Source organism: Tateyamaria omphalii, assembly GCF_014651375.1.
Lineage (GTDB): Bacteria > Pseudomonadota > Alphaproteobacteria > Rhodobacterales > Rhodobacteraceae > Tateyamaria > Tateyamaria omphalii.
Genome location: NZ_BMWT01000008.1, coordinates 115,824 through 138,370, shown reverse-complemented (window position 1 = coordinate 138,370; position 22,547 = coordinate 115,824). Strand labels below are relative to the sequence as shown.

At 57.8% G+C, this 22,547-nt stretch carries 37 protein-coding genes; 29 read left to right on the top strand and 8 right to left on the bottom strand.

All coding sequences use genetic code 11. The features are described from left to right. Positions 1-223: 223 nt before the first annotated feature. The 5 genes from rpsJ (at position 224) to IE087_RS21320 (ending at position 2,689) form a co-directional block, all read left to right on the top strand. The gene (gene rpsJ / locus IE087_RS21340) at positions 224-538 is read left to right on the top strand and encodes a 30S ribosomal protein S10 (RefSeq protein ID WP_108838874.1); all 315 of its coding nucleotides are present in this window, start codon (positions 224-226) and stop codon (positions 536-538) included. Between the two features lie 13 nt (positions 539-551). Further along, positions 552-1,280: a 50S ribosomal protein L3 gene (gene rplC, locus IE087_RS21335; RefSeq protein ID WP_189371478.1), complete on the top strand. Its 729-nt coding sequence runs from the start codon at positions 552-554 to the stop codon at positions 1,278-1,280. Further along, positions 1,277-1,894 carry a 50S ribosomal protein L4 gene (gene rplD, locus IE087_RS21330; protein ID WP_189371476.1) on the top strand — a complete coding sequence of 206 codons (618 nt, stop codon included), beginning with the start codon at positions 1,277-1,279 and terminating at the stop codon, positions 1,892-1,894. The genes rplC and rplD overlap by 4 nt, the downstream gene beginning before the upstream one ends. Further along, complete coding sequence (locus tag IE087_RS21325; protein ID WP_189371474.1) at positions 1,891-2,187, top strand: 50S ribosomal protein L23; 297 nt, start codon at positions 1,891-1,893, stop codon at positions 2,185-2,187. The genes rplD and IE087_RS21325 overlap by 4 nt, the downstream gene beginning before the upstream one ends. Positions 2,188-2,320: 133 nt before the next feature. Beyond that, a complete protein-coding gene (locus tag IE087_RS21320) occupies positions 2,321-2,689 on the top strand; it encodes a hypothetical protein (RefSeq protein ID WP_189371472.1) in 369 nt (122 codons plus the stop codon). A gap of 171 nt (positions 2,690-2,860) precedes the next feature. On the opposite strand, the gene IE087_RS21315 is transcribed toward IE087_RS21320, so the two are convergent. Further along, a complete protein-coding gene (locus tag IE087_RS21315) occupies positions 2,861-3,202 on the bottom strand; it encodes a phasin family protein (protein WP_189371471.1) in 342 nt (113 codons plus the stop codon). A 232-nt stretch (positions 3,203-3,434) separates the two neighbouring features. Beyond that, positions 3,435-3,860, bottom strand: a complete 426-nt coding sequence (locus IE087_RS21310; protein WP_229801516.1) for a hypothetical protein — start codon at positions 3,858-3,860, stop codon at positions 3,435-3,437. A gap of 794 nt (positions 3,861-4,654) precedes the next feature. Here IE087_RS21310 and rplB point away from each other — a divergent pair. The 7 genes from rplB to IE087_RS21275 all read left to right on the top strand — a co-directional run bounded on the left by rplB (position 4,655) and on the right by IE087_RS21275 (position 8,223). Beyond that, a complete protein-coding gene (gene rplB, locus IE087_RS21305) occupies positions 4,655-5,497 on the top strand; it encodes a 50S ribosomal protein L2 (RefSeq protein ID WP_189371468.1) in 843 nt (280 codons plus the stop codon). Between the two features lie 3 nt (positions 5,498-5,500). Then, entirely contained in the window at positions 5,501-5,779 is a 279-nt protein-coding gene (rpsS, locus tag IE087_RS21300; RefSeq protein WP_076628866.1) for a 30S ribosomal protein S19, read from the top strand. Continuing rightward, on the top strand, positions 5,776-6,156 hold the full coding sequence (gene rplV / locus IE087_RS21295) for a 50S ribosomal protein L22 (RefSeq protein ID WP_039688623.1): 381 nt from the start codon (positions 5,776-5,778) through the stop codon (positions 6,154-6,156). The genes rpsS and rplV overlap by 4 nt, the downstream gene beginning before the upstream one ends. After that, a complete protein-coding gene (gene rpsC / locus IE087_RS21290) occupies positions 6,156-6,863 on the top strand; it encodes a 30S ribosomal protein S3 (RefSeq protein WP_189371467.1) in 708 nt (235 codons plus the stop codon). The genes rplV and rpsC overlap by 1 nt, the downstream gene beginning before the upstream one ends. 12 nt (positions 6,864-6,875) lie before the next feature. Then, a complete protein-coding gene (rplP, locus tag IE087_RS21285; RefSeq protein ID WP_189371464.1) occupies positions 6,876-7,289 on the top strand; it encodes a 50S ribosomal protein L16 in 414 nt (137 codons plus the stop codon). Between the two features lie 129 nt (positions 7,290-7,418). Further along, positions 7,419-7,844, top strand: a complete 426-nt coding sequence (locus tag IE087_RS21280) for a hypothetical protein (protein WP_189371462.1) — start codon at positions 7,419-7,421, stop codon at positions 7,842-7,844. A 118-nt stretch (positions 7,845-7,962) separates the two neighbouring features. After that, entirely contained in the window at positions 7,963-8,223 is a 261-nt protein-coding gene (locus tag IE087_RS21275) for a hypothetical protein (protein WP_189371461.1), read from the top strand. A gap of 169 nt (positions 8,224-8,392) precedes the next feature. On the opposite strand, the gene IE087_RS21270 is transcribed toward IE087_RS21275, so the two are convergent. The 3 genes from IE087_RS21270 to IE087_RS21260 form a co-directional block, all read right to left on the bottom strand. Next, the gene (locus tag IE087_RS21270) at positions 8,393-9,250 is read right to left on the bottom strand and encodes a delta-class carbonic anhydrase (protein ID WP_189371458.1); all 858 of its coding nucleotides are present in this window, start codon (positions 9,248-9,250) and stop codon (positions 8,393-8,395) included. A 103-nt stretch (positions 9,251-9,353) separates the two neighbouring features. Next, positions 9,354-9,971: a TIGR02466 family protein gene (locus tag IE087_RS21265; RefSeq protein WP_189371456.1), complete on the bottom strand. Its 618-nt coding sequence runs from the start codon at positions 9,969-9,971 to the stop codon at positions 9,354-9,356. 57 nt (positions 9,972-10,028) lie between these two features. After that, entirely contained in the window at positions 10,029-11,120 is a 1,092-nt protein-coding gene (locus IE087_RS21260; protein WP_229801515.1) for a calcium-binding protein, read from the bottom strand. Between the two features lie 217 nt (positions 11,121-11,337). Between IE087_RS21260 and rpmC the strand changes: the two genes are divergently transcribed. The 11 genes from rpmC to rpmD all read left to right on the top strand — a co-directional run bounded on the left by rpmC (position 11,338) and on the right by rpmD (position 15,625). Next, positions 11,338-11,538 (top strand): 50S ribosomal protein L29, encoded by a 201-nt coding sequence (rpmC, locus tag IE087_RS21255; RefSeq protein WP_076630311.1) that lies wholly within the window; start codon positions 11,338-11,340, stop codon positions 11,536-11,538. Positions 11,539-11,550: 12 nt separating this feature from the next. Beyond that, positions 11,551-11,781, top strand: coding sequence for a 30S ribosomal protein S17 (rpsQ, locus tag IE087_RS21250; protein WP_189371453.1), 231 nt, complete (start codon positions 11,551-11,553; stop codon positions 11,779-11,781). An 81-nt stretch (positions 11,782-11,862) separates the two neighbouring features. Beyond that, positions 11,863-12,231 (top strand): 50S ribosomal protein L14, encoded by a 369-nt coding sequence (gene rplN / locus IE087_RS21245; protein WP_008757934.1) that lies wholly within the window; start codon positions 11,863-11,865, stop codon positions 12,229-12,231. Position 12,232: 1 nt separating this feature from the next. Continuing rightward, positions 12,233-12,538, top strand: a complete 306-nt coding sequence (gene rplX / locus IE087_RS21240) for a 50S ribosomal protein L24 (protein WP_039688610.1) — start codon at positions 12,233-12,235, stop codon at positions 12,536-12,538. Continuing rightward, the gene (gene rplE / locus IE087_RS21235; RefSeq protein ID WP_189371451.1) at positions 12,538-13,101 is read left to right on the top strand and encodes a 50S ribosomal protein L5; all 564 of its coding nucleotides are present in this window, start codon (positions 12,538-12,540) and stop codon (positions 13,099-13,101) included. Before rplX ends, rplE begins: the two co-directional genes overlap by 1 nt. 17 nt (positions 13,102-13,118) lie before the next feature. After that, positions 13,119-13,424: a 30S ribosomal protein S14 gene (gene rpsN, locus IE087_RS21230; RefSeq protein ID WP_189371449.1), complete on the top strand. Its 306-nt coding sequence runs from the start codon at positions 13,119-13,121 to the stop codon at positions 13,422-13,424. Between the two features lie 14 nt (positions 13,425-13,438). Then, positions 13,439-13,831, top strand: a complete 393-nt coding sequence (gene rpsH, locus IE087_RS21225; protein WP_189371447.1) for a 30S ribosomal protein S8 — start codon at positions 13,439-13,441, stop codon at positions 13,829-13,831. 12 nt (positions 13,832-13,843) lie between these two features. After that, positions 13,844-14,377 (top strand): 50S ribosomal protein L6, encoded by a 534-nt coding sequence (gene rplF / locus IE087_RS21220; protein WP_189371445.1) that lies wholly within the window; start codon positions 13,844-13,846, stop codon positions 14,375-14,377. Positions 14,378-14,388: 11 nt separating this feature from the next. Further along, entirely contained in the window at positions 14,389-14,748 is a 360-nt protein-coding gene (rplR, locus tag IE087_RS21215; protein ID WP_189371443.1) for a 50S ribosomal protein L18, read from the top strand. Between the two features lie 104 nt (positions 14,749-14,852). After that, a complete protein-coding gene (rpsE, locus tag IE087_RS21210; RefSeq protein ID WP_189371441.1) occupies positions 14,853-15,431 on the top strand; it encodes a 30S ribosomal protein S5 in 579 nt (192 codons plus the stop codon). Between the two features lie 5 nt (positions 15,432-15,436). Next, positions 15,437-15,625, top strand: coding sequence for a 50S ribosomal protein L30 (gene rpmD / locus IE087_RS21205; protein ID WP_189371439.1), 189 nt, complete (start codon positions 15,437-15,439; stop codon positions 15,623-15,625). 33 nt (positions 15,626-15,658) lie between these two features. Here the strand turns inward: rpmD and IE087_RS21200 are convergent, their stop codons facing one another. Both IE087_RS21200 and IE087_RS21195 read right to left on the bottom strand, forming a co-directional pair. After that, positions 15,659-16,321, bottom strand: a complete 663-nt coding sequence (locus IE087_RS21200) for a hypothetical protein (RefSeq protein ID WP_189371438.1) — start codon at positions 16,319-16,321, stop codon at positions 15,659-15,661. Between the two features lie 252 nt (positions 16,322-16,573). Continuing rightward, complete coding sequence (locus IE087_RS21195) at positions 16,574-17,329, bottom strand: vWA domain-containing protein (RefSeq protein ID WP_229801514.1); 756 nt, start codon at positions 17,327-17,329, stop codon at positions 16,574-16,576. Between the two features lie 84 nt (positions 17,330-17,413). On the opposite strand from IE087_RS21195, the gene IE087_RS21190 reads away from it, so the two are divergent. Then, positions 17,414-18,058: a 2-hydroxychromene-2-carboxylate isomerase gene (locus IE087_RS21190; protein WP_189371437.1), complete on the top strand. Its 645-nt coding sequence runs from the start codon at positions 17,414-17,416 to the stop codon at positions 18,056-18,058. On the opposite strand, the gene IE087_RS21185 is transcribed toward IE087_RS21190, so the two are convergent. Continuing rightward, positions 18,015-18,710 carry a hypothetical protein gene (locus tag IE087_RS21185; RefSeq protein ID WP_189371435.1) on the bottom strand — a complete coding sequence of 232 codons (696 nt, stop codon included), beginning with the start codon at positions 18,708-18,710 and terminating at the stop codon, positions 18,015-18,017. The two genes, IE087_RS21190 and IE087_RS21185, sit on opposite strands and share 44 nt — an antisense overlap. A gap of 324 nt (positions 18,711-19,034) precedes the next feature. On the opposite strand from IE087_RS21185, the gene rplO reads away from it, so the two are divergent. The 5 genes from rplO to rpsM all read left to right on the top strand — a co-directional run bounded on the left by rplO (position 19,035) and on the right by rpsM (position 22,539). Further along, the gene (gene rplO / locus IE087_RS21180; RefSeq protein ID WP_189371433.1) at positions 19,035-19,505 is read left to right on the top strand and encodes a 50S ribosomal protein L15; all 471 of its coding nucleotides are present in this window, start codon (positions 19,035-19,037) and stop codon (positions 19,503-19,505) included. A 116-nt stretch (positions 19,506-19,621) separates the two neighbouring features. Next, on the top strand, positions 19,622-20,986 hold the full coding sequence (secY, locus tag IE087_RS21175) for a preprotein translocase subunit SecY (protein ID WP_189371432.1): 1,365 nt from the start codon (positions 19,622-19,624) through the stop codon (positions 20,984-20,986). 24 nt (positions 20,987-21,010) lie between these two features. After that, a complete protein-coding gene (locus IE087_RS21170; protein WP_189371430.1) occupies positions 21,011-21,589 on the top strand; it encodes an adenylate kinase in 579 nt (192 codons plus the stop codon). Between the two features lie 61 nt (positions 21,590-21,650). Further along, positions 21,651-21,983, top strand: coding sequence for a DUF6693 family protein (locus IE087_RS21165; protein WP_189371428.1), 333 nt, complete (start codon positions 21,651-21,653; stop codon positions 21,981-21,983). Positions 21,984-22,170: 187 nt separating this feature from the next. Continuing rightward, positions 22,171-22,539, top strand: coding sequence for a 30S ribosomal protein S13 (gene rpsM / locus IE087_RS21160; RefSeq protein ID WP_189371426.1), 369 nt, complete (start codon positions 22,171-22,173; stop codon positions 22,537-22,539). Positions 22,540-22,547 lie beyond the last annotated feature (8 nt).

The following is a 22,547-nucleotide window of genomic DNA, read 5'->3' as shown; positions in this document are numbered from 1 at the left end:
CGATCCGCGAAGGCGGCCGCACCGTCGGCGCAGGCGTCGTCTCCAAAATCACCGAGTAAGCCATTCTACCGTGAAGGCGGGGTGAACCCCGCCCCACGGGACTGATGAGATGTAGGGCGGGGTTCACCTCGCCGCACAACCAAAAAAGACGCGACGAGGGGTGTCGGTGGTCGATGCTCCTCCTCTCCGTTGGAAGCCCGAGTAAGGGAACACGAAAATGGCCATTCAAAGCCAAAACATTCGCATTCGGCTGAAGGCGTTTGACTATCGTGTGCTGGACGCGTCCACACAGGAAATCGTCAACACCGCCAAACGCACCGGTGCGTCCGTGCGCGGCCCTATTCCGCTGCCGAACAAGATCGAGAAGTTCACTGTTCTGCGCGGTCCGCACGTTGACAAGAAATCCCGCGACCAATTCGAGATCCGCACGCACAAGCGTCTGCTCGATATCGTTGATCCGACCCCCCAGACCGTGGACGCGCTGATGAAGCTCGACCTCGCAGCTGGTGTGGATGTCGAGATCAAGCTGCAATCGTAAGGAGGGTATGAATATGCGCTCTGGAATTCTCGCAAAGAAAGTCGGTATGACCCGGCTGTTCATGGAAGACGGCAAGCAGATCCCTGTGACCGTTCTCCAACTGGACGGTCTGCAGGTCGTGGGTAACCGCACCTCGGACAAAGATGGCTACACAGCCGTTACTCTGGGTGCTGGATCGCCAAAGGTGAAACGCGTCTCCAAGGCGATGCGTGGTCACTTTGCAGCCCAGAAAGTCGAACCCAAGCGGAAGCTCGTAGAGTTCCGCGTGACCGAAGACAACCTGATTGGTGTGGGCGAGGAGATCTCGGCCGAGCACTTCCTGGAAGGTCAAAAAGTCGACGTGTCCGGCACATCCATCGGTAAAGGTTTTGCCGGTGCCATGAAACGCCACAACTTCGGTGGTCTGCGCGCCTCGCACGGTGTGTCGATCAGCCACCGTTCGCACGGTTCGACCGGCCAATGTCAGGACCCCGGCAAAGTCTTCAAAGGCAAGAAGATGGCTGGCCACATGGGTGCTGCCCGTGTGACCACACAGAACCTGGAAGTCGTGAAGACGGACGCAGACCGCGGCCTGATCATGATCAAGGGCGCTGTGCCTGGCTCCAAAGGTGGTTGGGTGACCGTCAAGGACGCCGTGAAAAAGAAACTGCCTGATGGCGTGCCGTTCCCGGCCGCTCTGAAATCGGCGGCTGTAACCGAAGCACCGGCGGAAGAAGCTCCCGCGGAAGGTGGTGAAGCATGAAACTTGACGTGATCAAACTGGACGGCGGCAAAGCCGGGTCTGTCGAGCTAAGCGAAGACCTGTTCGGTCTGGAGCCCCGCGCCGACATCCTGCACCGCATGGTCCGCTGGCAGCGCAACAACGCACAAGCTGGCACTCACAAGGTCAAGACGCGTTCGGAAACCAGCTACTCGACCAAGAAGATCTATCGCCAGAAGGGCACGGGTGGCGCACGCCACGGCGACCGTAACGCGCCGATCTTCCGCAAGGGTGGTATTTATAAGGGGCCGACCCCGCGTTCGCATGGCCACGACCTGCCCAAGAAGTTCCGCAAGCTTGGTCTCAAGCACGCCCTGTCGGCCAAGGCCAAGGCAGGCGAGCTGGTGATTATCGAGGATGCGGCAGCGGGTGGCAAAACCGCCGCTCTGGCCAAGCAGGTCAAGGACCTGGGCTGGAAGCGTGCGCTGGTGATTGACGGGGCTTCAGTCAACGAAGACTTCCTGAAAGCATCGCGCAACATCGAAGGTCTGGACATCCTGCCGACGATGGGTGCAAACGTATATGACATCCTGAAGCGTGACACCCTGGTGATCACGAAGGCGGGTGTCGAAGCACTGGAGGCTCGTTTGAAATGAGTGCCAAGGCAGAACATTACGACGTGATCCGCAAGCCGATCATCACAGAGAAGGCAACCATGACGTCTGAGAACGGTGCGGTGGTCTTTGAAGTGGCGATTGACAGCAACAAGCCCCAGATCAAGGAGGCCGTTGAGGCGCTCTTTGGTGTGAAGGTGAAGGCCGTGAACACGACCATCACCAAGGGTAAGGTCAAGCGTTTCCGCGGCCAGTTGGGCAAGCGGAAAGACGTGAAAAAGGCCTATGTGACGCTGGAAGAAGGCAACACGATCGACGTGACCACCGGTCTTTGATCGTGGGGCGGGGCTGAACCCCGCTCGCATAGCAAAATGAACAGACCCCGGTCCGCGATATGCGGGCCGGGGTTTTTCTTTGCCATTTGGCCCCTTATGTTCGTGCGATGCGAGATGAGAGGTCTTTGTTCCCATGCGAAATGCAGCTTTGGTTCTGGGTATCATCGGCGGGTTGATTGCGATGGTGGTCGGCTTCTTCGGCTATGGATACACCGAGGTGGTGCGCGCCCATCAGGAAGTGGGCGAGATCTTTGGCACTGTCGACAATGAAGCCTTGGTGCGCGTGAGCAGCTTTGTGGCACCGCTGTTGGCGATTGCGGGCGGGGCCATGGCCAAGATCCGCGCCCTTTGGGGAGGAGGGCTGTTGTTGCTTTCGGCCGCGCTTATGTATCATGCCTTTGGTTTCGGGGTCTTCACCATGTTCCCCATCGGGTTTTGCATCGTCGGCGGCGTACTTGCAGTTGCTGCTGGCAAGCCGGACGAAGCGAAAGCGCATTTCTAGGGTTCACTTAGGCACCTTTGTCGTTGGCCAAGTGGTCACACGAGCAGATGAAAAACTTGTAGGTAGACCATACACGTTGTTTAGGTTTTGCGGTGGGGGGTCTGTTCGATCTCCAATCGTGAACATCAAATCCTGGATTGTCTTAGAACGGATGTCTGCGCAGCCCCATGATTACAACGGGATGTCGTCATATTTTCGAGAGGTGGGCGATGTGACACCTTCGGCCACTTGCGCAGTGGCCTTTGTCATCATTGCGACTATCCGTGAGGCTTGATCCGCATACTCCTGAGCGGCGTCCCTGCAATAGTTGGATTGCAATTTCATCAGTTCGGCGGGCGACGTGCAGGCCATCATGGCGCGCTGCGCGGCCAAGTCCTTTTGCATCCGGTCCATGGCAAAGCGGGTGCACTCGGTTGTGATATTCATCCACGCTTGCGCAGTGGCAGGATTGAAAGTGGCAAGGGCGGCGGTCATGGGGGCAGGGTTGATGTGGGGCGATGTGGATTTGGGCATGGGGCGTCCTTTTCTAGAAAGCATGGACACAGTGTAACTGGTCCCGGGCGGGCGCGAATTGATCTGGATCGTGTTGGGAACGTGTGCTGAAAATTGGGCAAGCGGCAGAACGTGAACAAGGCCTATGTGACACTGAAAGAAGGCAACAAGATCGACGTGACCACCGGGCTTTCGGGGTGCCCCCCGCTTTGAGGGACGAGTTAGAAACCCCGCTTCTGGCGGGGCTTTTTCTCTAGTGTCCCGGGATCTGATCGCTGAGGCGTTTAAAGCAAGTGGCTTCGAGCCCTCGGGATGCACTGGTTATCGTGCAATAACCATAGTCGGCAAGACCGTCATTCGACTTCAAACCTACGCCGGACGCGATCACATTCACATCGTTGAGTGTTTCGAGTATTTTTTCGCTTTGGTCATCATATGTGTCGACATGGATGACCTCATTCCCATTTTGCCAGTTGTACTTTGCTACAAAATGACCAGTTCCTCCGTAAAAGTCCTGCCTGCAGTTTGCTTTGCTTATGAGCGAAAAATTTTGGCCGTCTGGCGCAATATGATAGCTGCAAGTGCCGTAGGAGTGCCAATTTGCGGCAATTGCAGGGTTAGCGAAAAAGACCACAAGACCCAAAATAATATGCTTCAAATTTCTCTCCGGTTCGGCCAAACATCTACCTCAGGTCGTATCAAAAGCATATGCTATCTTTGGGTCAACATATGTTTGCACCGAATACGGTCTTTGAACTATGCCCCGGAAACAAGCCGAAGGCGCCGGGCGCTATGTAACCTGCGCTGCCCGCCGAAATCGTGGGACATGCTTGGCTGCCATAAAGTGCGCCGTTCGAGCGTTGTGGCGCCACACCACGGTCAGGCGCGCGCCTAGCTTGCGTGATTGGTTGTCACGAGCGCAACATGTTATTTGCATGAATCTGCGGTACGAGTGGTGCAAAGAATGTCGACAGTTGAATGTACTGAAGAGCGGGAAATCCCTGCGTTGCATGTCGCTCTTGGAATTCCGGGACAATTGACTACGCACAAACGGCTCGCGACACGTGGGAAGGGGACCCGTAGTACGCAAAGCGAGATCTTCGTTGCGATCTTCACACTTGGTATGCCCTACCTTTGCGGGTTGAAAGATGTTCCAGACGGGGGTGGGTTCTTCCCTGTTGGAAAAGGCATATGTGAACTCACCCAAATCGTGCGACGCTTTAGTACAAGAAATGAACGGGATCGGTGGGTGGCGGATGCGTTCATCTCCATTGCTTCATCGGTGTAAGGTGCAAGACACTTCTGTCTCTTGACCCCACCCTATCCCTAGCCTAAACGACCCCATCCGCAAGGCCCCGGATTCGTCCGGGGCTTTGCCGTTGCTCGTTTGAGCGCACTACCGGGCACCTTCGGGGGCCTTTAACCATAGGGCGGGGCCAGCCTCGCTCGTTTAGCAAAACGGAAGACAGTAACATGGCACTCAAGTCGTACAAGCCGACGACGCCGGGCCAGCGTGGGCTGGTTCTGATCGACCGTTCGGAGCTGTGGAAGGGGCGCCCCGTCAAGGCGCTGACCGAAGGTCTCACCAAGAATGGTGGCCGCAACAACACCGGACGGATCACGATGCGCCGCAAGGGCGGGGGCGCGAAGCGTCTCTATCGTATCGTCGATTTCAAACGGAACAAGATGGATGTGGCGGCCACGGTCGAGCGCATCGAATATGACCCCAACCGGACCGCGTTCATCGCGCTGGTGAAATACGCCGACGGCGAGCAAGCATACGTGCTAGCGCCACAGCGTCTGGCTGTTGGGGATCAGATCATTTCCTCGGCTAAGGCCGACATCAAACCCGGCAACGCGATGCCCTTCAGCGGCATGCCCATTGGGACAATTGTGCACAACATCGAGCTGAAGCCCGGCAAGGGTGGTCAGATCGCGCGGGCTGCCGGCACCTACGCTCAGTTCGTGGGTCGTGACGGTGGTTACGCACAGATCCGCCTGAGCTCGGGCGAGCTGCGTCTGGTCCGTCAGGAGTGCATGGCCACTGTTGGTGCCGTGTCGAACCCCGACAACTCGAACCAGAACTACGGTAAAGCGGGCCGCATGCGCCACAAGGGTATCCGCCCAAGCGTCCGTGGTGTTGTCATGAACCCGATCGATCACCCCCATGGTGGTGGTGAAGGCCGGACTTCTGGTGGTCGCCACCCTGTGTCCCCATGGGGCAAGCCGACCAAGGGTGCCCGTACCCGCAACAAGAACAAAGCGTCGCAAAAGCTGATCATCCGCTCGCGTCACGCCAAGAAGAAGGGGCGTTAAGATATGTCTCGTTCAGTCTGGAAAGGCCCGTTTGTTGACAGCTATGTGCTGAAGAAAGCGGAAGCGGCGCGCGAAAGCGGTCGCAACGAAGTCATCAAAATCTGGTCCCGTCGGTCCACCATTCTGCCCCAGTTCGTGGGTCTAACTTTTGGTGTGTACAACGGCCAGAAGCATATTCCCGTGAACGTGTCCGAAGAGATGATCGGCCAGAAGTTCGGGGAATATTCGCCCACGCGGACCTACTACGGTCACGCCGCTGACAAGAAGGCGAAGCGCAAATGAGCAAGGATAAGAACCCCCGCCGCGTGGCGGACAATGAGGCGATGGCGAAGACGCGCATGCTGCGCACGTCTCCGCAGAAGCTGAACCTGGTTGCCCAGATGATCCGTGGCAAGAAAGTCGACAAGGCCCTGACGGACCTGACCTTCTCGAAAAAGCGGATCGCGCAGGACGTCAAGAAGTGCCTGCAATCGGCGATCGCCAATGCGGAAAACAACCACAACCTGGATGTGGACGAACTGATCGTCGCAGAAGCCTGGGTTGGTAAGAACCTGACCATGAAGCGTGGGCGTCCCCGGGCGCGCGGCCGTTTCGGCAAGATTATCAAGCCGTTCGCCGAAATAACGATCAAAGTGCGTCAAGTCGAGGAGCAAGCCTGATGGGGAATAAAGTCAATCCGATTGGCATGCGCCTGCAGGTGAACCGCACCTGGGACAGCCGCTGGTATGCCGACACCAAGGATTATGGTGATCTTCTGCTGGAAGACATCAAAATCCGTGATTTCATCAAAGCCGAGTGCAAGCAGGCCGGTGTGGCCCGTGTGATCATCGAGCGTCCGCACAAGAAGTGCCGCGTGACGATCCACACAGCCCGCCCCGGTGTCATCATCGGCAAGAAAGGTGCGGACATCGAAGGTCTGCGCAAGAAACTGGCCAAGCTGACCGACAGCGAGCTGCACCTCAACATCGTTGAAGTACGCAAGCCCGAGCTGGACGCAGCCCTCGTGGGTGAGTCCATCGCGCAGCAGCTGGAACGTCGTGTGTCCTTCCGTCGTGCCATGAAACGCGCCGTGCAGAACGCCATGCGTATGGGTGCCCTGGGCATCCGCGTGAACGTTGCCGGTCGTCTGGGTGGGGCAGAGATTGCCCGTACCGAGTGGTACCGTGAGGGCCGCGTGCCCCTTCACACCCTGCGTGCTGACATCGATTACGCACATGTCGAGGCGGAAACCGCCTATGGCATCATCGGGATCAAGACCTGGATCTTCAAAGGCGAGATCATGGAGCATGACCCCCAAGCGCGTGACCGCAAGGCACAAGAACTCCAGGACGGTCCGGCCCCACGTGGCGCCGGTGGCCGTCGCTAAGGGAGAGTAGAGATGCTTCAACCAAAGCGTACGAAGTTCCGTAAGCAGTTCAAAGGCTCGATCAAGGGCAAGGCAAAGGGCGGGTCCGACCTGAACTTTGGCACCTACGGTCTTAAGGCGCTGCAGCCCGAGCGGGTTACAGCCCGTCAGATCGAAGCTGCACGTCGTGCGATGACGCGTCACATGAAACGTCAGGGCCGGGTCTGGATCCGGATCTTCCCCGATGTGCCAGTGACCGCCAAGCCGATCGAAGTGCGGATGGGTAAAGGTAAGGGCTCGGTCGACCGTTGGGCGGCCAAGGTCAAGCCTGGCCGCGTGATGTTCGAGATCGACGGTGTGAATGACGACATCGCACGTGAAGCGCTGCGTCTGGCGGCGATGAAGCTGCCGATCAAGACACGCGTCGTGGTTCGGGAAGACTGGTAAACCGACTGCGCCCCGATGTGGCACAATCGTAGTGGCACCCGGTAGAAATTGAGAAGCCCCCGGCGCAATAGCGTCGGGGGTTTTTCTTCGAGTGACGGTTACTATCTATTCTGAAACTTGGAGTGCAACTTGTTCAATTCGACAAAAAACACGCTGATAGTATTTGGTTTCTTTGTTCTTACCTTGGCTCTACTCTTCGCGATGGCCCCCAATTTAAAATTGCTGCGAATAACCAAAGATTTCGGAATTGGGGATACTTCGCAGAACCTTCACAAACTATTGGGGCAACATGGCTTCCGAAAGTCGGTTCAAGACGAAGGTAATTGGGTTTCTCTAGGTGAGCACACGCAATGGCCCTGGTTAGGGATGGGTTTTCATGGGCATCTAGATAGCTTTGATTGCAAAACTGACGATTGTCTTATCTTTGGTGCGGACGTCAGTAAAGGTAAACTTGGCGGGTTGATGTCCGATAGGTACTCCGTCCTTTGGTCCGAACGTGACGGAAAGCTTGTTGACCTCGTGACGGACCATAGCCGGGTGATCTTTCCAAAATGAACGCTTTCCTTAAGCGCTCAGCCGGACACCCAGTCCGGCCAGCGCCCGACCGCCTGAGGGCGGGCGCTGGCCTGTGTTGGACGTTGATATTCGTAGGCGGTGTGACGAGAATGACCGGATGAAAGTTCAATTCTCAGATTGGCCGCTGAATGCGGACGACACTGTCGTTGTCAAACTGCTCTCTGGAGCATGCACCGAAATGGGGTACTGCCTGTCCGAAGAAGACAATGAAAGAATTCGCGCCAGCTCATTTGAGACCATTGGTGAATTCGCGGCACAGGTTATGATGGCGGAAGGGCTTTCGCCAGAGATGAATAAGTATTTGTTTCGAGCCTTGTGTGCCTGGATTCGAGACATGCGCCCCAAATTCGGGAGATGAGCTTGTTGATCAATGTGCGGGGCTAAGCGCGGAATCAAGGCCGCAGGCCGCCGCGCCATCGACAGGCCACCCCCGGGCCTGTCGATGGCGGGGCTTCGTATCTAATACAAAGGGCCAACACCTGCGTGGTGGGTCTCATCCGGTAAGGCGGAGCTGAGGTCCGCCTCTCTCAGCTGTCGATATCGGAAATCAGGTCGGGGTTGGTCACCAGGTTGCGCACGCCGTGGGCCTTGCGTTCGTCAAAGATGTTTTCGGCGAACCATGCCCGAATGCTGCCGATGTGGACCTTTTGCACCTCGGGGCGCACGCTCCAACTGACTTGGATGGGCGATCCCTTTTCATTGTAACTGGGGCCGGTGGTTGATCCGGCATAGGTGATGGGCGTGCCCGTGTCGGACGGAATGTTCAACGCCTGATGGTAGCCGTCCACCATGCCGACCTCGGTCAGTTCGACGAAGTCACCTGCGCTTTCATCGTTCACCAGAACGAACACCTGTGTCTCGACGCGCAGTTGAGGGTTAATGATCGCGTCGCTCAGGCAGGAGGCGAGCGTGGGGCCGGGTTCGACCAACGCTGTGCTGTGCACGTAATGCACCTCGATCGTGTCACCGGGTTCCAGCGCGCCGTTTTTGCCTGCGGGGCCAACCGCATAATCTACGGGGGTCAATTCAGCCTCGGTCAACTCACCATCATAGGAAAAACCGGTGTTGTAACCCTTACCGTCCCCGTTGCCGATATAGGTGGTGAACTCACCTCCTGAATGCTCAGCCCCTTCGTGGAAGTGGATGTTGCACAAGTTCATTTCCGTATAGTCGGGGGCCGCATTGAACGCACGGGCGTTGTTGCCGGTCAGCGTATTCAGGTCGCGGGGTGCCTGTGGGCCGTATCCTTTGCCTGCGGTTTCGGCCGCCAGAGCCGCGCGTTGGGCGGCGATCACGTCATCGCTGACCGGGGCATCTTTTGCGAGAAGCAGGGCGGGTGAAACAAGCAAAGCGGTCGTTGACAGTGCAAGGCGCGAAAGGGGCATGAAGGTCATTCTCCGAAAACAATGTGTTGCCTTTCAGAGCATATGTTCGACCTGAGGTTGCGGCCAGCCTGCCCGACGGATTTGGCCTGACAGTTTCGTGATCCTATTCCCAGCCGTAGTTGAAACTGACCGATATCCGTTCTTCTTCGGCCATGTTCATGGGCACCTCGTGTCGCAGCCAGCTTTCCCAGAGCAAGACATCGCCCACGGATGGCTTGGCGTAGTGGAATTGGCGCAGGTCTTCGGGCGCATCCTTGGTGCGGCCCGGCGAGGCCATCATCATCGGCAAACGGGGGTCTTCCAGTTTCAAGGCGCTCGTGCCTTCGGGCATTGCCACATAGGTCGTGCCCGAGATCACCGAATGGGGATGGATGTGGCTGGTGTGAATGCCACCTTCGGGCAGGATGTTGATCCAGATGCTGTCGAGCTTGAGTGCCTTGTCGCCCAGATCAAAGGCCAGTTCCTTGGCAAAGGCGGCGACGTGGGCATCCAGCGCTTTGACCACGTCAGCGAAGATCGGGAAGCGCCAAGGCAGGTCGTCGAGCGAGGCGTAGGAGGTATAGCCGGGATAGCCCTCGCGCTCGCACCAGTCGTGGCCCGCCTCGTCATCTTCGGCGATGGCATAGCAGTGCTGCTCCAACTCGTCTGGATCGACCTTGGGTCCAAAGTCGGACAGGGGAGCGTGGTAAAGGCGGGTGGCGAAGAGGGATGTGACTTTCATGTCGGCTCAATATCGCGGAACGCACCATTGAGCCAGTGCGAGATATCGTGGCATCGACTACGCAATCGATGTCAAGGCTGGCACTTGGTTCCCCACAAACTCCACATCATTCCACGTGACACCGGTCGCACCGGAAAGCGTCACTCGGATTTCTTCGGCTTGCTGATCCGTGGTTTCATAGACAAGGATCAATTGCGTGTCCGTTGCGCCGGAACGGTTCACCACCTCCTCTAGGTGGGCCTCAGCCAACGTGCTGCTATCCGCAACCGCATCTGCATCAATTGAAAGGGTATCCACACCGCTTTCAAAGTCTTCGATCCTGAAAAGTCCCAGGCGAGAGTTGCTATCTTGTGGCAACTCAGTCTGACCGACATTCTCGACCACCATGCTGCCACTTCCGGTTATCGTTTCATGTGTGCGAATCACAAACGTATCTTCGCCTTCGCCGCCTGACGCGATGATGGGGCCATTTAGGCCCGGGTCTTCGCTCGAAACTGCGCGAACGCTTGTCATCACGATTGTATCGTTACCGGCGCCTCCATGACCCACTTCGATAAAGCCCGTGGTACTGCTGCTCGGTCCGTTCACATAAATCAGGTCGTCTCCATCGCCTCCGTAAAGATTCAAGTTGTCACTGGCGCTTGAACTATATGGTGCGGTTACGGGCGGTCCCGATTGAAGCGTGTCATTGCCTTCGCCGCCATAGGCATTCATCACGTCACCTTCAGATGCAATGTCGATCAGATCATCGCCTGCATCACCAAAAACGTCGGAACCTGCACCGCGCACAGTGATCGTGTCGTTACCCTCACCTCCATGAACCGATGAACTGTCGAGGTTCAAGTCAATCAAGTCGTCTCCAGCACCAGTAGAAACCGACGCTTGGGATGCATCAAACGCGAGAGTTCCAGATCCTAGGACCGTGTCGTCACCTGCGCCGGTCTCGAGCGATACGTCATTCCCGCCACCTGTGATGGATACTGTATCGTTCCCGTCTGTACCGGTGAACGAACCGCTTGTGGAGATATCCAGTTCCCTCCCTTCAACCGTATCATCCGCTGGCTCGGTCGTGTCATCGTCGTCATCATTGGTGAAGACCACGAGCGCGCCTGCCAGGCCGAACAAGGCAAATAATGCTAAGGCGCCCATCAGATTTCCTTTGTTGAATGCCGCGTTACGGTAGGAGGTGACGCGAAAGAGTGTCAAATTAAGGGTGAGGTTCCGGCGCGGACTGTTGCAAAAGAACCCAAACACCCCTTGCCATAGGCGCATTGCCCCCATATACGGCCCCTCTATTCACCCACTCCACGGGAATCGGTGTCACGTCTTTGGCGGCACCCTCGTGATGTTGAAAAGGAAAATGGCGATGAACGCCCAGGAACTTCGGGATAAAACCCCGGACCAGCTGCGTGATGAGCTGGCAAATCTGAAGAAAGAAGCCTTCAACCTGCGTTTCCAGCAGGCCACAGGTCAACTTGAGAACCCGGCGCGTCTGCGCTCGGTCCGTCGTGATGCTGCGCGCGTCAAGACGATCCTCAACGAACAAGCTGCCAAAGCGGCTGAATAAGGAGAGCACGAAATGCCAAAGCGTATCCTGTCTGGCGTCGTGACCTCCGACGCAAACGCACAAACAGTCACCGTGTCCGTCGAGCGCCGCTTTACGCACCCGGTTCTGAAAAAGACCATTCGTAAGTCCAAGAAATACCGGGCGCACGATGAAAAGAATGCCTTCAAGGTCGGTGACACCGTTCGCATCATTGAATGCGCGCCGAAATCGAAGACAAAACGCTGGGAGGTGCTGGAGGCCTAAAGCTTCCGGCGCTTCGCGCATTAATCGAAACCCTGGGGATCAGGCGAACGCATCAGCCCCCCAAAGGTCGGGAGAAACCATATGATCCAGATGCAAACAAACCTGGATGTTGCTGACAACTCCGGCGCCCGCCGAGTTCAGTGCATCAAGGTTCTGGGTGGTTCCAAGCGTAAATACGCATCCGTCGGCGACATCATTGTCGTGTCGGTCAAGGAAGCCATCCCACGTGGTCGCGTGAAGAAAGGTGACGTCCGCAAGGCCGTCGTCGTGCGCACCGCCAAGGAAGTGCGTCGCGAAGATGGCACCGCCATCCGCTTCGACCGCAACGCAGCCGTTATCCTGAACAACAACAACGAACCCGTTGGCACCCGTATCTTCGGGCCGGTTGTTCGTGAGCTGCGCGGCAAGAACTTCATGAAAATCATCTCGCTCGCCCCGGAGGTGCTGTGATATGGCTGCCAAACTGAAAAAAGGCGACAAGGTCGTCGTTCTCGCTGGCAAGGACAAGGGCAAGGAAGGCACGATTTCTTCCGTGAACCCAAAGGCGAACAAAGCTGTCGTTGACGGCATCAACATCGCCATCCGCGCCACCCGTCAAACCCAGCAAAGCCAAGGCGGTCGTATCCCCAAGGCGATGCCGATCGACCTCAGCAACCTCGCGCTGCTCGACTCCAACGGCAAACCCACCCGCGTGGGCTTCAAGATGGACGGCGACAAGAAAGTGCGCTTTGCCAAGACAACAGGGGACGTGATCTGATGCTCGACACAGCAAACTACACCCCGCGCCTGAAGGCCCAGTTCAAGGACAGCATCCGTGCTGCCATGAAAGAGGAATTTGGCTACAAGAACGACATGCAGATCCCGCGTCTGGACAAGATCGTTCTGAACATCGGTTGCGGTGCTGAAGCTGTCAAAGACAGCAAGAAAGCAAAATCCGCACAGGAAGATCTGACCGCCATCGCCGGTCAAAAGGCCATGACCACCCGCGCCAAGAAATCCATCGCTGGTTTCCGCGTACGTGAGGACATGCCCTTGGGTGCGAAAGTCACCCTGCGCGGCGACCGCATGTATGAATTCCTGGACCGTCTGATCACCATCGCTCTGCCCCGCGTCCGCGACTTCCGTGGCGTGTCCGGCAGCTCGTTTGATGGCCGCGGCAACTATGCCATGGGCATGAAAGAGCACATCGTCTTCCCCGAGATCGACTTCGACAAGGTTGATGAGACCTGGGGGATGGACATCGTGATCACCACGACAGCCCAGACCGATGCCGAAGCAAAAGCCTTGCTGAAGCACTTCAACATGCCCTTCAACTCGTAAGCGCAGAGGACAAAGATATGGCGAAAAAATCCATGATCGCGCGCGAAGTGAAGCGCGAAAAGTTGGTGAAGAAGTACGCGGCCAAGCGCGCGGCTTTGAAAGAGATCATCAGCGATGAAAGCAAACCGATGGAAGAGCGTTTCCGCGCCTCGCTGAAGCTGGCAAAGCTGCCCCGCAACAGCTCGGCCACGCGCCTTCACAATCGCTGCCAGCTGACCGGCCGTCCGCACGCTTACTATCGTAAGCTGAAGATCAGCCGGATCGCGCTGCGGGACCTTGGCTCGCAAGGCCAGATCCCCGGCATGGTGAAATCGAGCTGGTAAGGGAGAGATAAGTTATGAACGATCCTATCGGCGATATGCTCACCCGTATCCGTAACAGCCAGATGCGTGGCAAATCCGTGGTCGAGACGCCTGCGTCGAAACTGCGTGAGCGCGTGCTGGAAGTGCTGGCGGACGAGGGTTACATCCGTGGTTTCGAGAAAACCACCGGTGCAAACGGCCACCCGGCCATTGAAATCAGCCTCAAGTACTATGAAGGTGAGCCTGTGATCCGCGAACTCAAGCGCGTGTCCAAGCCTGGCCGTCGTGTGTACATGGGTGTAGGCGACATTCCTCAGGTCCGTCAGGGTCTGGGCGTGGCGATTGTCTCCACCTCCAAGGGCGTGATGTCGGATGCAAGCGCGCGCAGCCAGAATGTTGGCGGCGAAGTGCTTTGCACGATCTTCTAAGGAGAACAGCAGATGTCTCGTATTGGTAAAAAACCGGTCGATCTGCCTTCGGGTGTCTCCGCATCCGTCTCCGGTCAGACGATCGAAGTGAAAGGCCCGAAGGGGACCCGCAGCTTCACCGCAACCGACGACGTGACCCTCAAGGTCGAAGACAACGTTGTCACCATCGAACCCCGCGGTAAGTCCAAGCGCGCGCGCCAGCAGTGGGGCATGTCCCGCACGCTGGTGCAGAACTGTGTGACCGGCGTGACCGAAGGGTTCAAGAAAGAGCTGGAAATCCAGGGTGTGGGTTACCGGGCGCAGATGCAGGGCAATACCCTGAAGCTGAATCTCGGCCTGTCCCATGATGTGGATTACACCGCCCCCGAGGGTGTCACCGTGACTGCCCCCAAGCAGACTGAAATCGTTGTCGAAGGCATCGACCAGCAGCTAGTTGGCCAGGTAGCCGCGAACATCCGCGAATGGCGCAAGCCAGAGCCCTACAAAGGCAAAGGCATCCGCTACAAGGGCGAGTTCATCTTCCGCAAGGAAGGCAAGAAGAAGTAAGGACCAGACAGATGGCAAACAGCAAACGGACCCTGTTCCTCAAGCGCCGCCTGCGCGTCCGGAACAAACTGCGCAAGGTCAACGCCGGGCGTCCCCGCCTGAGCGTGCACCGTTCCAACAAGAACATCAGCGTGCAGCTGATCGACGACGTGAACGGCGTGACCCTAGCCTCGGCCTCCACCCTGGAAAAAGATCTGGGTGTCTTGGGCAAGAACAACGTGGAAGCCGCCACAAAGGTGGGCACCGCGATTGCCGAGCGCGCGAAGAAAGCTGGCGTGGAAGAAGCGTATTTCGACCGCGGTGGTTTCCTCTTTCACGGCAAGGTGAAGGCTTTGGCCGACGCTGCGCGTGAAGGCGGTCTGAAAATCTAAGACCCTGAGAGGGGCGGCGACGCCCCTCCGATGATCCGGGGGCCATTCTGGTCCACCAGGATTGAGTAGAACTGGCGCAAGCCACCAATTCAAAGGATGTTCTGATGGCAGAACGTGATAACCGCCGAGGCAACCGTCGCGACCGCGACGAGGCACCGGAATTTGCAGATCGCCTGGTTGCGATCAACCGTGTGTCGAAAACCGTGAAGGGTGGTAAGCGGTTTGGTTTCGCTGCACTCGTCGTTGTTGGCGACCAGAAGGGCCGCGTAGGTTTCGGCAAAGGTAAAGCGAAAGAGGTTCCAGAGGCCATTCGCAAAGCCACCGAGCAAGCCAAGCGCCAGATGATCCGCGTGCAACTGCGCGAAGGCCGGACCCTGCACCACGACATGGAAGGGCGTCACGGCGCCGGTAAAGTCGTCATGCGCACCGCACCTGAAGGTACTGGTATCATCGCCGGTGGCCCGATGCGTGCCGTGTTCGAAATGCTGGGCGTGAAGGACGTTGTGTCCAAATCCATCGGCTCGCAGAACCCATACAACATGATCCGCGCCACCATCGACGGCCTCAAGAAAGAGCAGTCGCCCCGTGGTGTTGCGCAGCGTCGTGGCAAGAAAGTTGCTGACATCCTGCCCAAGCGCGAAGACGCGCCGCAAGAGTCCGCTCAAGTGGCTGAGGAGGCCTGAGACAGATGGCAAAGACTATCGTCGTCAAACAGATCGGCTCGCCCATCCGTCGTCCGCAAGAACAGCGTGCGACCCTGATTGGCCTGGGCCTGAACAAGATGCACAAGACCCGCGAGCTGGAAGACACACCTTCCGTGCGTGGCATGGTTCGGAAAATCCCGCACTTGGTCGAAATCATCGAAGAGAAGGGCTAAACGCCCCGAACGGATCGCAAGATCCTATTGAACTCAGACGCCGCGCAGGACCTGCGCGGCGTTCTTCGTATGACGCGGGACAAAGACCGGTGCGCGCGCCTGACGGGCACGACCAAGCAGGATGGCCACGACAATGGCCCCGTTCAGCACCCATAGGTACAGCGGATAGGCCAGCAGCACCCAGTCCAAACCGCCCACGGCGACAATCGCGAGTGTGGCCGCCACAAAAGATGCCGACCACATGGTCAGTGTTTCAGTCTCTGGCGTGCGGAACGCCTTGGTCACCGTGATGGCCCCACCCATCATCGAAATCGTGCTTGTGATGGCCAAAGCGTAGACGGCTGTTTCGGTCAGCGCCCACGCGACCACACCAACGGCTGCCGCCGCCAGCACGCAGGCATCTGAGCGGTTCAGGAAACCACCCGTTCCGTGCTTGAGCGACAGGAGGAAAATCACGACCGTACCGCCCACCTGTATGGCCGCGAACCAGAGCGATGCGCTAGCCCCTTCGTAGATCTGGGACCCTAGCGCGATGCTGCCCAGAACGGACCAGATCATCCATGACGCACGTTGCGGTCGTGTCCGCCCCGAGAGGGTGTCAAAGACATAAGGCAGATAGGCATAGGTGCTGAGCAGAGCAGAGGCGATCCCGATCAGCCACAGCAGGTTGGGATCCTGAAAGATGACGTCAAACAATACCGTAGGTGTCCTGAAATGCGCGCCCGGTTTGACCCGGGCGCGACTCCTTAAAGAAATAAATTGCGTGTGCCGATAATTTGGTTCGGCGGAATTTGTATGAGAGGAGTAAGCCCGATGGGCGCGTTTCCCGCTAGTCCGGTTTTCCATACCTTCCCGTCTGGGTGGTCTAGCGCAGGGCTTACGATTTATAGGAAGGGCATCACCCCTTGGGTTCTGTTATGGGACGGCAAGCCGCTAGTCAGAGACAGTTTATGTCTGACGGGGTCGAACGGGTGATGTTTCGAATGCGCTGAACGGAGGAATTGCTGCACCAATCAGCGCGCACCCCAGCGTGGCACGCAGCGCATCCGCCAACTCTTCCACCGTTTCGGTTGAGACATAGAGACCGCCGGTTCGATCCGCGAGGCATTTGGCAACCGTGTTGCCTGCGCCCACATCCACTTGTTCGGGATTGTCCCAGCTGAAGAAGTCCACAACCACTTGGAAGCCGATGACATGCACAGTTAGGTCTGCGGCCTCCTGTGTGAGCGCAGTGCCTAGGGCGCAAGGCCGCCCGCCGCAGGTTTCGTTGCCGTCAGTGACCAGAACCACGATACCCGACCGGTTGCGGTGATCGAGCGCATCGGCTGCAGCCCGAACGGACGCGGCCAGCGCCGTCAGCCCTTTGGGTTGCAGACCGTCGATCTCGTCCACGATGTCGGCTGCGGCATCGGCTCGTGGACCAAAGCGCAGGTCGATATTGGCGCAACTGTCCGCGCTTGAACCTGGGCCGTAGGTCAGCAAGCCCACCCGGCGAAACGGTGTGATGTCGGGCAGGGCATCCCGCAATGCCGTGCGGGCATCCACGATCCGGGTCTTGCGCGAGACATCGAAGCTGAGTTCATCCATGGAGGCCGAACCGTCAAAAACCAGCATCGCATCCCGGGCGCAGCCGGTCGCGGACAGCGTTGTGGGCAGCGTGGCCGCAAGAGCGGCAGCGACCACAAGGGGACGTAGAGCATTCATCGAGGGCAGGATGGCACCACCTACAGAGCAAAAGCAATGTTGCAGGCGTTGTGGAAGGTATAATTGAAGCCTAGCCTGCGTCCCATGACAGACATCATCTATTACTACTCTGTCCACTCGGCCTTCGCATATCTCGGATCGGCCAAGGTCATGCAGATTTGCGCCGCCCATGGCCTGACCCTTGTGCACCGCCCCATTGCCCTGTCCCCCGTGGTCGAGGCGCAGGGCAGTCTGCCCTTCCGGGCACGGACGCAGGCGCATGTCGACTACTTCTTTGGGCGTGAGATCGAGCGTTGGGCGGAACTGCGTGATGTGCCGGTGGTGTCGTTTCGCCCGACCTATCACGATGCGGATTATACCTTGGCCAGCGGCATGATCCTTGCCCTGGGTGATCGCGGTGATCAGGTGGATGCGATGGCCCACGCGATCCTTGAGGCCCATTGGCGCGACGATGCGGATCTGTCGGATGTACCGACGTTACATGCACTTGCCACAGGGCTGGGGCACGACGCCGATGACTTGCTTGAGCAGGCGCAATCCAAACAGGTGGCTGCCCAATACGCCGCCAATAGCCAGATGGCCCTCGCATCCAGCGTGTTTGGCTCACCAACATATGTTCTGGAAGGTGAGGTCTTCTATGGGCAGGACCGGCTTGAACTTTTGGAACGCGCGATTGCGCGCCCCTTTACTCCGACACGCTGGGTGAACCCGTCCGTTGAAACGACATGACAGACAGGGTCAGCTGCTGGTGAGGGGTGTCGGGCTGAGTAGCAATACTCCGTGCCGCCCATAAGTGGCCTGCGCCCATGCAGAGCATGATGCCACCGGACAGAACCATGACATAGAGCGGGTATGCCAAAAGCAGCCAGTTCGCCCCGCCAATTGCCACGACTGCTAATGCAGCCGATACAAAGAAGGCGGCCCAGGTGGCCCATGTCTCGGACTTGGGATCCAGGAACGCTTTCTGCATGGTCAGAAGCCCACCCATCATCGACATCGTGATGGTGACGAACAGGGCATAAGCGGCACTTTCCATTTCCGCCCACAGCCAGACACCGACGGCCGTGGCGGTCAGCACCTGGCTGTCGTCGGTCTTGAACCGCAGGCCAGTCGTTTTCCAGAACGTCAGGCCGCAGATGATGACCGTGCCCGCTGTCTGCGTGATGGCAAAGCCCAGCGACCCATCGGCCCCCTCATAGACTTGGCTCAACAGCGACACGGCACTCAGCACAGCCCAGATCAGCCAGGATGCGCGCTCGGGCCGGGTCCGGTTGGTCAGGATGTCGCGGATGTAAGGCCAGAAGGCGTAAACGCTCAGCACCGCCGATGCGATGCCTGCGCGGTGCAGAACCCCGGGATGCTGAAAAAAATCTTGGAGCACTTTGTGCGTCTCCGATGGCCTGTTGTACGTGCGCCCGGTTGGGAGGGCTGTTTTTTTGTTTCGTGATTGTCACCTCTATCGGCCAAATTCTGGTCTGTGAATCAAAATCTTGCGACGCAGCGTGCAAAATGAACCCTCGGGGTGAGGCGCGATGGCTTTGGGCCACTGTGATACCTTCAATGGAAGACGTGGACGGGGCTTGATCCGTCTGGATGCTGGGTCTATACGCCCACGGTGGCGCATCGCGCCGCAGAATCAAAACCAAGAAACGCCGTGGTTGTCCTGTTCACGCTTCGTGGGGCACATCCGGCAAGGAGAAGCGATATGAAACTGCACGAACTGCGCGACAATCCTGGCGCGACCAAACCGAAAAAACGCGTGGGCCGTGGCCCGGGCTCGGGCACCGGTAAAATGGGTGGCCGCGGTATCAAAGGTCAGAAATCCCGTTCAGGCGTGGCCATCAACGGCTACGAAGGCGGGCAAATGCCCCTCTACCAACGTCTGCCCAAGCGCGGCTTCAACAAGCCGAACCGCAAAGCATTTGCCGTTGTGAACCTCGGCCTGATCCAGAAATTCATCGACGCGGGCAAGATCGACGCGAAAAAAGCCATCGACGAAGATGCGCTGATCGCCTCCGGCCTCGTGCGCCGCAAGCTGGACGGTATCCGCGTGCTGGCCAAGGGTGAGATCACCTCGAAAGTTGAACTTGCTGTGACTGGCGCCTCCAAATCCGCCGTCGAAGCCGTTGAAAAAGCGGGTGGGTCGCTGACCACAACCGCGGCGGCCGCCGAGTAAGCCTGTTTGACGCCTTGTGAGCCGCGAACTTGCGGCTTACATAGTCTCTAGTTTTTCCTACGCCGCCCGCCGGAAAACGGTGTGGGCGGCGTTTCGCCATAAAGGAACACACCCGCATGGTATCTGCCGTCGAGAATATGGCCGCCAACACGAGCTGGAGCGCTTTGGGCAAGGCTACCGACCTGCGCAATCGCATCCTGTTTACCCTTGGTCTGCTGATCGTCTATCGCCTGGGCACCTTCATTCCGGTTCCCGGCATCGATGGCGCCGCCCTGCGGGAGTTCATGGAAAGTGCAGGTCAAGGCATCGGTGGCATGGTCAGCATGTTCACTGGTGGTGCGCTGGGTCGGATGGGCATCTTTGCTCTTGGCATCATGCCTTACATCTCGGCCTCGATCATCGTTCAGCTTCTGACTTCGATGGTGCCCAAGCTCGAGCAGCTCAAGAAAGAGGGCGAGCAGGGGCGCAAGAAGATCAACCAGTACACCCGCTATGGGACCGTTGCGCTGGCGACCTTGCAGGCCTACGGTCTGGCTGTGTCATTGGAATCCGGCGATCTGGTGACCGATCCGGGCATGTTCTTCCGTATTTCCTGCCTCATCACTCTTGTCGGTGGCACCATGTTCCTGATGTGGCTGGGCGAGCAGATCACGGCACGCGGTATCGGCAACGGCATCTCGCTGATCATCTTTGTTGGCATCATTGCCGAAGTCCCTGCGGCGTTGGCGCAGTTCTTTGCCTCGGGCCGCTCGGGCGCGCTGAGCCCTGCCATCATCGTGGGTGTGATCGTGATGGTCATCGCGACAATCACCTTCGTGGTGTTCATGGAACGTGCGCTGCGCAAGATCCACATCCAGTACCCGCGCCGTCAGGTGGGCATGAAAGTCTATGACGGTGGGTCCTCGCACCTGCCGGTCAAGGTGAACCCTGCGGGCGTGATCCCAGCAATCTTTGCCTCGTCATTGCTGCTTCTGCCCGTGACGATCTCGACCTTCTCGGGCAACTCGACCAGTCCGATCATGTCGTGGCTGCTGGCGAACTTCGGTCCCGGTCAGCCGCTGTACCTGCTATTCTTTGCGGCGATGATCGTCTTCTTTGCCTACTTCTATACGTTCAACGTCAGCTTCAAACCCGATGACGTGGCCGACAACCTCAAGAACCAGAACGGCTTTGTCCCTGGTATCCGCCCGGGCAAAAAGACATCCGAGTACCTCGAATACGTGGTCAACCGGGTGCTGGTTCTTGGTTCGGCCTATCTGGCGCTGGTCTGTCTGCTGCCTGAAATCCTGCGCGGTGAGTTTGCCATTCCGTTCTACTTTGGCGGGACATCCGTGCTGATTGTGGTATCTGTGACCATGGACACGATCCAGCAAGTACAAAGCCACCTGTTGGCACACCAGTACGAAGGCCTGATCGAGAAATCGCAACTGCGCGGTAAGGGCAATAAGACCCGGCGCAAAAGAAGCCCTGTACGCCGCTAAAGCGGTCCAGGGAGGGGACAGCTGATGAATATTATTCTCTTGGGCCCGCCAGGCGCGGGCAAGGGAACGCAGGCGCGTTTTCTAGTGGAAGAGCGCGGCATGGTGCAATTGTCGACGGGCGACATGCTGCGTGCGGCCAAAGACTCAGGCACCGAGATGGGACAGATCGTGGCCGATGTCATGGCCCGCGGCGCACTTGTAACGGACGAGATCGTCATCGGCCTGATACGTGAACAGCTCGAGACAGTGAAAGCCAACGGCTTCATTTTCGACGGCTTCCCCCGCACGCTGGCGCAGGCGGATGCTTTGAACAATCTGCTTTCAGAACAGGGCGAAAGCCTTGATGCCGTGATCGAACTTGAGGTCAACGATGAAGTGCTGGTCGAGCGTATCGTCGGACGCGCCGCCGAGGCCGCAGCCGCGGGTCAGCCCGTGCGTGCTGATGACAACGCCGATTCAATGAAAGTGCGCCTGATGGAGTACTATAAAAAGACCTCGCCACTGATCGGCTACTACTATGCCAAGGGGCAGCTGACAAAGGTTGATGGGCTGGGTGAGATCGCGGATGTGAAGGCTGCGATCGCGGGTGTACTGGACGTCTAACACTTTTAGTTGCATTTGACGCTTTTTCGCATCACTCTGCTGCAGCTAGGGAGGAGACGCTATGCTGGGCCAGAAGTTCAGGTGCGATTTTTCGCTTGGTGAAGCGCTTGGTATGATTGTCATTTGGTTGATCCTGACAGTCATTACCTTCGGGCTTGCTGCGTTTGTACTACCGTACTATTTCTTGAAGGCTCCGATGAACCGCACATACGTGCTGGACCGCGATGGAAACGCAATATCCAAGGTCAGCGTTGAGTTCAATTTTGGAGACATTCTGGGACACGCTCTGGTTTGGCTTGTCTTGTCCATAATTACTCTTGGCCTTGCATATCTCGTGTTCTGGGCAGCAGTTATTCGTCGACTTTTGAATGCGGTGGAACTGAAACCGGTTTGATCGCCTTCATGGGGTTGACGCATCCTGTGTCAAAGCCTATCTCACGCCATCTCTAACGAGAATCAAAGACCGGAACGCGTCCGGTCGGATCACCTGATCAGCGGCAGGCCCGGGGCACAAATCCTTGGGCCTTATGTTGTGAAAAAAGGGCCCGGAACTACGGGCTCGCAACGAAAGGAAAGCCCACGTGGCACGTATCGCAGGGGTTAACATCCCCACAGCCAAACGCGTTCCGATCGCCCTGACCTATATCACGGGTATCGGCAACACCTCCGCCAAAGCCATCTGCGAAGCCGTCGGCATCGAAGCGCACCGTCGCGTGAACGAGCTGTCGGATGCAGAGGTTCTGAAAATCCGCGAGCACATCGACGAAAACTACACCGTCGAAGGTGACCTGCGTCGTGACACGCAGATGAACATCAAGCGCCTGATGGACCTGGGCTGCTACCGTGGCCTGCGCCACCGTCGCAATCTGCCCGTCCGCGGTCAGCGCACACACACCAACGCTCGCACCCGCAAAGGCCCCGCAAAGGCCATTGCCGGTAAGAAGAAATAAGGGAGGGC

Bases quoted from the DNA above. Each gene is read 5' to 3' on its own strand.
- rplE (WP_189371451.1), top strand. From the start codon at position 12,538: ATGCTCGACACAGCAAACTACACCCCGCGCCTGAAGGCCCAGTTCAAG.
- rpsE (WP_189371441.1), top strand. From the start codon at position 14,853: ATGGCAGAACGTGATAACCGCCGAGGCAACCGTCGCGACCGCGACGAG.
- rplF (WP_189371445.1), top strand. From the start codon at position 13,844: ATGTCTCGTATTGGTAAAAAACCGGTCGATCTGCCTTCGGGTGTCTCC.
- IE087_RS21195 (WP_229801514.1), bottom strand. From the start codon at position 17,329: ATGAATGCTCTACGTCCCCTTGTGGTCGCTGCCGCTCTTGCGGCCACG.
- rplV (WP_039688623.1), top strand. From the start codon at position 5,776: ATGAGCAAGGATAAGAACCCCCGCCGCGTGGCGGACAATGAGGCGATG.
- rplP (WP_189371464.1), top strand. From the start codon at position 6,876: ATGCTTCAACCAAAGCGTACGAAGTTCCGTAAGCAGTTCAAAGGCTCG.
- IE087_RS21170 (WP_189371430.1), top strand. From the start codon at position 21,011: ATGAATATTATTCTCTTGGGCCCGCCAGGCGCGGGCAAGGGAACGCAG.
- rpsC (WP_189371467.1), top strand. From the start codon at position 6,156: ATGGGGAATAAAGTCAATCCGATTGGCATGCGCCTGCAGGTGAACCGC.
- IE087_RS21325 (WP_189371474.1), top strand. From the start codon at position 1,891: ATGAGTGCCAAGGCAGAACATTACGACGTGATCCGCAAGCCGATCATC.
- rplD (WP_189371476.1), top strand. From the start codon at position 1,277: ATGAAACTTGACGTGATCAAACTGGACGGCGGCAAAGCCGGGTCTGTC.
- IE087_RS21260 (WP_229801515.1), bottom strand. From the start codon at position 11,120: ATGGGCGCCTTAGCATTATTTGCCTTGTTCGGCCTGGCAGGCGCGCTC.
- IE087_RS21270 (WP_189371458.1), bottom strand. From the start codon at position 9,250: ATGCCCCTTTCGCGCCTTGCACTGTCAACGACCGCTTTGCTTGTTTCA.
- rplR (WP_189371443.1), top strand. From the start codon at position 14,389: ATGGCAAACAGCAAACGGACCCTGTTCCTCAAGCGCCGCCTGCGCGTC.
- rplB (WP_189371468.1), top strand. From the start codon at position 4,655: ATGGCACTCAAGTCGTACAAGCCGACGACGCCGGGCCAGCGTGGGCTG.
- rpsS (WP_076628866.1), top strand. From the start codon at position 5,501: ATGTCTCGTTCAGTCTGGAAAGGCCCGTTTGTTGACAGCTATGTGCTG.
- rpsQ (WP_189371453.1), top strand. From the start codon at position 11,551: ATGCCAAAGCGTATCCTGTCTGGCGTCGTGACCTCCGACGCAAACGCA.
- IE087_RS21320 (WP_189371472.1), top strand. From the start codon at position 2,321: ATGCGAAATGCAGCTTTGGTTCTGGGTATCATCGGCGGGTTGATTGCG.
- IE087_RS21165 (WP_189371428.1), top strand. From the start codon at position 21,651: ATGCTGGGCCAGAAGTTCAGGTGCGATTTTTCGCTTGGTGAAGCGCTT.
- IE087_RS21190 (WP_189371437.1), top strand. From the start codon at position 17,414: ATGACAGACATCATCTATTACTACTCTGTCCACTCGGCCTTCGCATAT.
- rplO (WP_189371433.1), top strand. From the start codon at position 19,035: ATGAAACTGCACGAACTGCGCGACAATCCTGGCGCGACCAAACCGAAA.
- IE087_RS21265 (WP_189371456.1), bottom strand. From the start codon at position 9,971: ATGAAAGTCACATCCCTCTTCGCCACCCGCCTTTACCACGCTCCCCTG.
- rpsN (WP_189371449.1), top strand. From the start codon at position 13,119: ATGGCGAAAAAATCCATGATCGCGCGCGAAGTGAAGCGCGAAAAGTTG.
- rpmC (WP_076630311.1), top strand. From the start codon at position 11,338: ATGAACGCCCAGGAACTTCGGGATAAAACCCCGGACCAGCTGCGTGAT.
- rpsH (WP_189371447.1), top strand. From the start codon at position 13,439: ATGAACGATCCTATCGGCGATATGCTCACCCGTATCCGTAACAGCCAG.
- rplN (WP_008757934.1), top strand. From the start codon at position 11,863: ATGATCCAGATGCAAACAAACCTGGATGTTGCTGACAACTCCGGCGCC.
- IE087_RS21275 (WP_189371461.1), top strand. From the start codon at position 7,963: ATGAAAGTTCAATTCTCAGATTGGCCGCTGAATGCGGACGACACTGTC.
- rplX (WP_039688610.1), top strand. From the start codon at position 12,233: ATGGCTGCCAAACTGAAAAAAGGCGACAAGGTCGTCGTTCTCGCTGGC.
- IE087_RS21315 (WP_189371471.1), bottom strand. From the start codon at position 3,202: ATGCCCAAATCCACATCGCCCCACATCAACCCTGCCCCCATGACCGCC.
- rplC (WP_189371478.1), top strand. From the start codon at position 552: ATGCGCTCTGGAATTCTCGCAAAGAAAGTCGGTATGACCCGGCTGTTC.
- secY (WP_189371432.1), top strand. From the start codon at position 19,622: ATGGTATCTGCCGTCGAGAATATGGCCGCCAACACGAGCTGGAGCGCT.
- rpmD (WP_189371439.1), top strand. From the start codon at position 15,437: ATGGCAAAGACTATCGTCGTCAAACAGATCGGCTCGCCCATCCGTCGT.